At 71.9% G+C, this 9,038-nt stretch carries 7 protein-coding genes; 3 read left to right on the forward strand and 4 right to left on the reverse strand.

Going from position 1 to position 9,038, the window contains the following annotated elements:
- Positions 1 to 46 precede the first annotated feature (46 nt).
- From AOK11_RS20165 to AOK11_RS20175, 3 genes are all read right to left on the reverse strand, one after another.
- Positions 47 to 1,828: an ABC transporter ATP-binding protein gene (locus AOK11_RS20165; protein ID WP_055595123.1), complete on the reverse strand. Its 1,782-nt coding sequence runs from the start codon at positions 1,826 to 1,828 to the stop codon at positions 47 to 49.
- Entirely contained in the window at positions 1,825 to 3,669 is a 1,845-nt protein-coding gene (locus AOK11_RS20170) for an ABC transporter transmembrane domain-containing protein (protein ID WP_055595124.1), read from the reverse strand. Before AOK11_RS20170 ends, AOK11_RS20165 begins: the two co-directional genes overlap by 4 nt.
- 223 nt (positions 3,670 to 3,892) lie before the next feature.
- Positions 3,893 to 4,360: a MarR family winged helix-turn-helix transcriptional regulator gene (locus tag AOK11_RS20175; protein WP_055595125.1), complete on the reverse strand. Its 468-nt coding sequence runs from the start codon at positions 4,358 to 4,360 to the stop codon at positions 3,893 to 3,895.
- A 144-nt stretch (positions 4,361 to 4,504) separates the two neighbouring features.
- Here AOK11_RS20175 and AOK11_RS20180 point away from each other — a divergent pair, with 144 nt between their 5' ends.
- The gene (locus AOK11_RS20180; protein ID WP_055595126.1) at positions 4,505 to 6,307 is read left to right on the forward strand and encodes an ABC transporter ATP-binding protein; all 1,803 of its coding nucleotides are present in this window, start codon (positions 4,505 to 4,507) and stop codon (positions 6,305 to 6,307) included.
- Positions 6,308 to 6,350: 43 nt separating this feature from the next.
- Complete coding sequence (mltG, locus tag AOK11_RS20185; protein ID WP_055595127.1) at positions 6,351 to 7,232, forward strand: endolytic transglycosylase MltG; 882 nt, start codon at positions 6,351 to 6,353, stop codon at positions 7,230 to 7,232.
- 60 nt (positions 7,233 to 7,292) lie between these two features.
- On the opposite strand, the gene AOK11_RS20190 is transcribed toward mltG, so the two are convergent.
- Entirely contained in the window at positions 7,293 to 8,384 is a 1,092-nt protein-coding gene (locus AOK11_RS20190; protein WP_420903002.1) for an NAD(P)-binding domain-containing protein, read from the reverse strand.
- 105 nt (positions 8,385 to 8,489) lie between these two features.
- Here AOK11_RS20190 and AOK11_RS20195 point away from each other — a divergent pair, with 105 nt between their 5' ends.
- Entirely contained in the window at positions 8,490 to 8,912 is a 423-nt protein-coding gene (locus tag AOK11_RS20195) for a secondary thiamine-phosphate synthase enzyme YjbQ (RefSeq protein ID WP_055595128.1), read from the forward strand.
- Positions 8,913 to 9,038 lie beyond the last annotated feature (126 nt).

The following is a 9,038-nucleotide window of genomic DNA, read 5'->3' on the forward strand; positions in this document are numbered from 1 at the left end:
CACCCCACCCTCACCCGAGCCCTCGTTCGTCCCCTCGCCCGGGCCCTCACCCGTGCCAGGAGCGCCACAGCGCCGCGTACGCGCCGCCCGCGGCGACCAGCTCGTCATGGCTGCCCAGCTCGCTGATGCGGCCCTCCTCGACGACGGCGATGACGTCCGCGTCGTGGGCGGTGTGCAGGCGGTGGGCGATGGCGACGACGGTGCGGCCGTCGAGGACACGGGCCAGCGAGCGTTCCAGGTGCCGGGCCGCGCGGGGGTCCAGCAGCGAGGTCGCCTCGTCCAGCACCAGCGTGTGCGGGTCGGCCAGCACCAGCCGGGCCAGCGCGATCTGCTGCGCCTGGGCCGGGGTGAGCGCCAGCCCGCCCGAGCCGACCTCGCTGTCGAGACCGTCGTCGAGCGCACGCGCCCAGCCGTCCGCGTCGACCGCGCCGAGCGCCGCCCACAGCTCGGCGTCCCCGGCATCCGTCCGGGCGAGCCGCAGGTTGTCGCGCAGGGCCCCCACGAAGACGTGGTGCTCCTGGTTGACCAGCGCCACCTGGGTACGGACGCGTTCCGCGGTCATCCGGGACAGCTCGGCGCTGCCCAGGGTCACCGTGCCGTCCCTGGGCGCGTAGATCCCGGCGAGCAGCCGTCCCAGGGTGGACTTGCCCGCCCCGGAGGGGCCGACCAGCGCCAGCCTGGTGCCGGGCGCGACCTCCAGCGACACCTTGCGCAGCACGTCGACGCCCTCGTGGTAGCCGAAGTGCACCCGCTCGGCGCGCACATGGCGTCCGTCGGGGGTCAGCGCGGCATCACCGGCGTCGGGCTCGATGTCCCGGACCCCGACCAGCCGGGCCAGCGATACCTGGGCCACCTGCAACTCGTCGTACCAGCGCAGGATCAGCCCCACCGGGTCGACGAGCATCTGTGCCAGCAGCGCACCGGTCGTCAGCTGGCCGACACCGATCCAGCCCTGCAGGACGAAGACGCCACCGATCATCAGCACCGAGCCGAGCACGGTCACATGGGTGATGTTGATGACGGGGAAGAGCACCGACCGCAGCCACAGCGTGTAGCGCTCCCAGGCCGTCCACTCCTTGACCCGCTGGTCCGACAACGCCACCCGGCGCTCGCTGAGGCGGTGCGCCTCGATGGTCCGTCCCGCGTCCACGGTCTCGGCGAGCACCGCGGCCACGGCGGCGTACCCGGCGGCCTCGGAACGGTACGCGGCCGGTGCCCGCCGGAAGTACCAGCGGCAGCCGGCCACGAGCAGGGGGACGGCGACCAGTACGGCCGGCGCCAGTTCGGGTGCCGTGACGACCAGGCCGCCCAGCAGCAGCACCACCCACACCACACCGATGGCGAGCTGGGGCACCGCCTCGCGCATCGCGTTGCCGAGCCGGTCGATGTCGGTCGTGATCCGGGACAGCAGATCACCCGTCCCGGCCCGCTCCAGCACGCCGGGCGGCAGCCCGACCGACCGCACCAGGAAGTCCTCGCGCAGATCGGCCAGCATCCGCTCGCCGAGCATCGCCCCGCGCAGCCGCACCTGCCGCACGAACACCGCCTGGACGACCAGCGCCGCCACGAACAGTGCGGCGGTGAGTCCCAGGTGGAGCTCCCGCGTACGGTCCGGGACCCGCTCCACCAGGCCGCCCAGCAGATACGGTCCGACCATCGAGGAGAGCACCGCGACGGTGTTCACCGTGATCAGGAGCACGAAGGCCCTGCGGTGCCTGCGGAGCAGCTCGCCCACATAGGCGCGGACGGTGGCGGGCGCGCCCACGGGCAGGGTGCCGGCCGTGGTCGGGGCCGCCGGGTCGTAGGCCGGTGGCGCCACGCCGATCATGCCGTCTCCTCGATCTCTACGAGCTTGTCCAGGTCGGACAGGTCGTCCGCCCCGGTCCTGTCCCCGGTTTCGGCCTCGGCCTCCGTCTCGCGGGTCACCACGGCCCGGTACCGGGGCTCGGTACGCACCAGCTCGCGGTGGCCGCCGACCGCCACGACCGTCTCGTCGTGCAGGAAGACCACCTGGTCCGCCCGGTCCAGCAGCAGCGGCGACGAGGTGAACACGACGGTCGTCCGTCCTGCCCGCAGTTCCCGCAGGCTCTCGGCGATACGGGCCTCGGTGTGCGAGTCGACGGCGGAGGTCGGTTCGTCCAGGACGAGGACCTCCGGGTCGGTGACCAGCGACCGGGCCAGCGAGAGCCGCTGCCGCTGGCCACCGGAAAGGGACCGCCCGCGCTCGGTGAGCTGCGCGTCCATCGGGTCCGCGGCATCGAGCGAACCCTGCACCAGCGCCGCCAGTACGTCCCCGCACTGCGCGGCGTCCAGCGCTTCGCGCGTTCCGACGGCCCCGGACGCGGGGACGTCGAGCAGTGCGCGCAGCGTGCCCGACAGCAGCACCGGATCCTTGTCCTGGACGAGGACGGAGCCTCGGGCGGTGTCCAGTGGCAGCTCGTCGAGCGGCACGCCGCCGAGCAGCACCGAGCCGTTCCGAGCGGTGTTCGGGGCGTGCGCCGCGTGCCCGCCGAGCCGTTCGGCCAGGTGTCCCGCCGCGTCCGGGTCCCCGCACACCACGGCGGTGAGCCGGCCCGCCGGAGCGAGCAGACCGGTCGCCGGGTCGTACAGGTCCCCGGAGGGCCTCTCGGGCCTCGCGGGTCCCTTGGGGCCGGGCGCCCCGGCGGCGTCCACGGCCCGTTCCAGCGACAGCACACGCGCCGCACGCTTGGCCGACGGCCGGGAGAAGGAGTAGGCCATCGCGATCTCCTCGAAGTGGCGCAGAGGATACGCGAGCAGCATCACCGAGCTGTAGACGGTGACCAGTTCACCCACGGCGATCCGCCCCTGACGGGCCAGATGAACGCCGTAGCAGACCACCGTGATCAGCAGGATTCCCGGCAGCAGTACCTGGATCGCGGCGATCAGGGACCACATCCGGGCACTGCGCACGGCAGCGTGACGGACTTCCTGGGACGCGCGGCGGTAGCGGTCGAGGAACAGCTCCTCGCCGCCGATGCCGCGCAGTACACGCAGTCCGGCGACGGTGTCCGAGGCGAGTTCCGTGGCCCGTCCGGCCTTTTCCCGCTGGACGTCGGCCCGCCGGGTGGCGTGGGGCAGCAGGGGCAGGACCGCGAGCGCCAGCAGGGGCAGGCCCACGACGACGACCACACCGAGCGCGGGCTGGTAGACGAGCAGGCCGACGCAGACCAGCACGATGGTGACCACGGCCGCGGTGAACCGGGACAGCGCCTCGACGAACCAGCCGATCTTCTCGACGTCACCGGTGGAGACGGCTACGACCTCGCCGGCCGCGACACGCCGGGTCAGCGCGGAACCCAGCGTCGCGGTCCTGCGGGCCAGCAGCTGCTGGACACGGGCGGCCGCGGTGATCCAGTTGGTGACGGCGGCGCGGTGCAGGAAGGTGTCGCCGACCGCGTTGCCCACGCAGGCCAGTGCCATGAGTCCGCCGGCCAGGGCGAGCCGGCCGCCGGAACGGTCGACGGCGGCCTGGACGCCGATGCCCACACAGAACGGGATCGAGGCGACGGAGGCGAAGTGCAGCAGTCCCCAGGCGAGGGACTTGATCTGGCCCGGGAGCTGATTCCGGAAGAGCCACCGCAGGAATCGGGGGCCCGAGCGGGCGTCGGGCACGCCCGGGTCGGGATACGGAAGGTCTTGTATCTGCATGACGTCCCAGGGGCTCGCAAAGGCGGGGGCCGCGCGCCGTTCTCGGACGGCGGCGACAGCAAACCGTGACAGGTTGACGCCGTTGCGTACCGCAAGGCAAACGATTTTCCATGACGGCGCACAGAACCGGCTCGACCCACGGGACGGGAACCTCGGGGCACACTGCCCGATCCCGCCGGCCGACGACGGCACCGGGCCCCGGCAGCGACTTCGGCGCGGTGTCTCAGCAGGACGCGTCGGGGTGCGGCGGGACGGCGGCCGTCCCGTCGACCAGCGTGTTCAGCAGCTCGCCGAGAACCTCGCGCTGCTCGTCCGCCAGCGGGGCCAGGATCTCCTCCGCGGCGGCCCTGCGTGCGGCGTGCAGCTCCCGCAGGGCCGCGCGTCCGTCGTCGGTGAGTTCGATCCGGATCACCCGCCGATTGGCCGGATCGGGCACCCGCCGCACCTTGCCGCTCGCCTCCAGCCCGTCGACCAGCGTCGTCACGGCTCGCGGCACCACTTCCAGCCGCTCCGCCAGGTCGGCCATGCGGGGCGGTGAGGCGTAGTGGGCGAGGGTGCGCAGCAATCGGGACTGGGCAGGGGTGATGCCCAGTTCGCTCCGCACCAGATGGCGCTTCTGGATGCGGTGCACCCGGCGGGTCAGCCGAAGCAGCTGCTCGGCCAGCAGGCCCTCGGGGTCGGGGGTGGTCATGTGCGGAACAATATCAGGACGTCGTTCATTGTGAGTATAGGTAACAATGAGCTAGGCTCCGCTGTCCAGGTGCCCCACGGTGTGCCCTTGGCGGTCCCGGGCTCCCGCGCCCCGCTTCCCGCTCCCGAGCCCTCGAAGGAGACCATGCACCCCGACCACGAACCCGCCTGGAGCGCACCCGCGGGTGCCGAGGAGCAGCCACGGCAGGTGCGCCGCATCCTGAGGCTGTTCCGCCCCTACCGGGGCCGCCTCGCGATCGTCGGCCTGCTCGTCGGAGCGGCGTCGCTCGTCTCGGTCGCCACCCCGTTCCTGCTCAAGGCGATCCTCGACGTCGCGATCCCCGAGCGCCGCACCGGACTGCTCAGCCTGCTGGCCCTCGGCATGATCCTCAGCGCCGTCCTCACCAGCGTCTTCGGCGTGCTCCAGACGCTGATCTCCACGACCGTCGGCCAGCGCGTCATGCACGATCTGCGCACCGCCGTCTACGACCGGCTCCAGCGCATGTCGCTCGCCTTCTTCACGCGCACCCGCACCGGCGAGGTCCAGTCCCGCATCGCCAACGACATCGGCGGCATGCAGGCCACCGTGACCTCCACGGCGACCTCCCTGGTCTCCAACCTCACCAGCGTCGTCGCCACCGTCGTCGCGATGCTCGTCCTCGACTGGCGGCTGACCGTCGTCTCGCTGGTCCTGCTGCCGGCCTTCGTGTGGATCAGCCGTCGTGTCGGAAACGAACGCAAGAGGATCACCACCCAGCGGCAGAAGCAGATGGCCTCGATGGCCGCCACGGTCACCGAGTCGTTGTCGGTCAGTGGCATTCTGCTCGGCCGCACCATGGGCCGCTCCGACTCCCTGACCAGTGCCTTCGCTGAGGAGTCCGACCGTCTGGTGGACCTGGAGGTGCGGTCGAGCATGGCCGGCCGCTGGCGCATGGCCGTCATCACGATCGTCATGGCCGCCATGCCCGCCGTCATCTACTGGACAGCGGGCCTCGCCCTGCGGACGGGCGGCCCCGGGGTCTCCATCGGGACGATCGTCGCCTTCGTCTCGCTCCAGCAGGGCCTGTTCCGGCCGGCTGTGAGCCTGCTGTCGACCGGGGTGCAGATCCAGGCCTCGCTCGCGCTGTTCCAGCGCATCTTCGAGTATCTCGACCTCCCGGTCGACATCACCGAACGGACGGACCCGGTCCGCCTCGACCGGGTCGGCGGCGAGGTCCGCTTCGAGAACGTCACCTTCGGCTACGACGGCAAGGGCGGCCCCGTCCTCGACGGCATCGACATCGTCGTCCCCGCCGGCACCAGTCTCGCGGTGGTCGGCTCGACCGGCGCCGGCAAGTCCACGCTGGGCCACCTCGTGCCACGGCTGTACGACGTCACCGGAGGCCGGGTCACCCTCGACGGGGTCGATGTGCGCGACCTCGACTTCGACACCCTGGCGCGCGCGGTCGGCGTCGTCTCCCAGGAGACGTACCTCTTCCATGCCTCCGTGGCCGACAACCTGCGGTTCGCGAAGCCCGACGCCACGGACGAGGAACTCCACGCGGCGGCACGGGCGGCACAGATCCACGACCACATCGCCGCTCTGCCCGACGGATACGACACCGTCGTGGGGGAGCGCGGCCACCGTTTCTCCGGCGGCGAGAAGCAGCGCCTGGCGATCGCCCGGACCATTCTGCGCGATCCTCCGGTGCTCGTTCTCGACGAGGCCACCAGCGCGCTCGACACCCGTACCGAGGCCGCCGTCCAGCAGGCCCTCGACGCGCTGTCCGCCGACCGCACCACGCTCACCATCGCCCACCGGCTCTCCACCGTCCGCGGCGCCGACCAGATCGTGGTGCTCGACGCGGGACGTGCGGTCGAACGCGGCACGCACGAGGAACTCCTGGAGCGGGACGGGAGGTACGCGGCACTGGTCCGCAGGGACGCCCAACTGGAGCCGACAAGATGAAAATATGCCGGGTTTGTGAGGATGTGCGGGTTACCGTGCCCGCATGCAGACGAACACTCCGTCACGGAACTCGATCCGACTGACGCGCCGGGGGCGGCTCGCCCTCGTCGCGACCGGGGCCGTCGTGGCCGGTACCGCCGTGGCGGTGCCCCTGCTCATCCTGGGCGACGACGGCGACTCCCGCCCCACGACCCTGGTCATCCCGGGGGGCCGACGGGCGAGCCAGGTGTACGCGGCGGTCGACAAGGCCCTCGAACTGCCCGCGGGGACTACGAAGAAGTCCCTCGCGAAGGTCGAACTCAAGCTGCCGGGCGACGCCGACGGGAACCCGGAGGGCTACCTCTTCCCGGCGACGTATCCGCTGAAGGAGAAGGCGACCCCGGAGCAGTTGCTGGCGCTGATGGTCGAGACGGCCAACAAGAAGTTCAACGGAGCCCCGACCGCCGCCGGTGCGCAGCGCAACGCGATGAACGTCTATCAGGCCGTCACCATCGCGAGCATCGTCCAGGCCGAGGCGTCCTCCAAGGCCGACATGGGCAAGGTCGCCCGGGTGATCTTCAACCGTCTGGAGCGCGGGATGCCGCTGCAGATGGACTCGACGGTCGACTACGCCCTGGGCCGTTCGACGCCCGGCGTCAAGGAGAGGGACATCGCGGCCGACAGCCCCTACAACTCCTATGCCCGGATGGGGCTGCCGCCCACCCCGATCGACAACCCCGGCGAGGAGGCGATGCGCGCGGCGATCAACCCGACGCCGGGCGACTGGCTGTACTTCATCACGGTCAAGCCCGGTGACACCCGCTTCACCGCCGACTACAACAAGCATCGGAGCGATCTCGCCGAGTTCAGCAGTCGGCAGCAGAAGGGGAAGCAGGAGCAGGGACAGGAGCGCAAGGAGAAGCAGGCGGAGCCGGGGGAGAAGTGAGGCGGCCCGCGCCGGCCGTCGGCGCCGGCCCGCGACGTGCTCCTCCGCCGTCGGCCGGCATCAGACCGTGACGCGCTCCTCCGCCAGCAGGCGCCTGATGTCCCGTACGGCCGCGCGCCCGGCGCGGTTGGCGCCGACGGTGCTGGCCGAGGGGCCGTAGCCGACGAGGTGGACGCGGGGGTCGGCGGCCGCCCGGGTGTCCTCGACGCGGATGCCGCCACCGGCCTCCCGCAACCGCAGCGGAGTGAGGTGGTCGATGGCCGGACGGAATCCGGTGGCCCACAGGATGACGTCGGCCGTCACCCGCCGCCCGTCCTTCCACTCCACCCCCTCCGGCGTGATCCGGTCGAACATCGGCTGCCGGTCCAGTACGCCGTCGGCGATGCCCCGGCGGATCGCGTTGTTCAGCGGCAGTCCCGTCACCGAGACGACACTGCGCGGGGGCAGCCCCTGCCGTACCCGCTCCTCGACCAGTGCCACGGCAGCCCGTCCCGCCTCCTCGTCGAAGGGGCCCTCGCGGAAGACCGGGGGCCGCCGGGTCACCCAGGTGGTGTCCGCCGCGTACGGGGCGATCTCCAGCAGATGCTGCGTGGCCGAGGCGCCTCCCCCCACCACGACGACCCGCTGCCCGGCGAACGCCTCGGGGCCGGGGTACTGCGCGGTGTGCAACTGCCGCCCCAGGAAGGTCTCCTGGCCCTCGTAACGTGGCCAGAAGGGCCGGTCCCAGGTCCCGGTGGCGTTGATCAGCGTCCGCGTCGACCAGGCGCCCGCCGAAGTCTCCACGAGCAGCCGCCCGTCGACGCCCTCCCGTACGGTCCGCACCTTCACCGGCCGCCGTACCCGCAGGTCGAACGTCCGCTCGTAACGGTCGAAGTACTCGGTGATGACCTCGGAGGACGGCCGCGACGGATCGGCGTCCGTGAGTTCCATGCCGGGCAGCGAGTGCATCCCGTGCACCCTGTCGTAGGTGAGCGAGGGCCAGCGGTACCGCCAGGCCCCGCCGGGGCCCGGGTTGTGGTCGAGCACCACGAAGTCGCGCTCCGGCTCGAAACCGGTGCGCCGCAGGTGATAGGCGCTGGACAGTCCTGCCTGTCCGGCGCCTATGACGACTGCCTGGACCTCGGCCGCCTCGGCCTCACTGATGTAGTTCACATTTCTACTAACGCTGCCGGGGGTGGAGATCTTCCCCGAGCGGTTACCGCCACTCGAGGGCTCCCTTCCTCGAAGACCCCCGGCGCATGGGCCAGGATGGAAGCTATGTCAGATGCCTTCGACACCCGGGTCCTGAACGTCGCCACCGGCTCCGCGGAGCGGATCGTCGACCTCACCCGTGACTGCGAGTCCTTCCTGCGGGAGGTGGCGGGGGGCCGCGACGGACTGCTCAACGTCTTCGTGCCGCACGCCACCGCCGGCATCGCCGTCATCGAGACCGGTGCGGGCAGCGACGAGGACCTCCTGGCCGCCCTGCACAGCCTGCTGCCGGCCGACGACCGCTGGCAGCACCGCCACGGCAGCCCCGGCCACGGCCGCGACCACGTCCTGCCCGCCCTCGTCCCGCCGCACGCCACCCTGCCCGTGCTGGACGGCCGACTGGAGCTGGGCACCTGGCAGTCCGTGTGCCTGGTCGACACCAACCGCGACAACCCCGAGCGCCGGGTCCGGCTGTCGTTCCTCGGGTAGCTCGGCCCTCGGGTGGCTCGGCGGCAGCCGCAACCGTGGGAACGGCCTCCGGCCGCACCGAGGGAGAAGACGTGCTCGGGTCGGCGCAGGCGGCGCGAGCCGTCGCGCAGGGCGGGACGCGGGTGC

The sequence above is a fragment of the Streptomyces hirsutus genome (assembly GCF_001418415.1).
GTDB classification, from domain to species: Bacteria; Actinomycetota; Actinomycetes; order Streptomycetales; family Streptomycetaceae; genus Streptomyces; species Streptomyces hirsutus.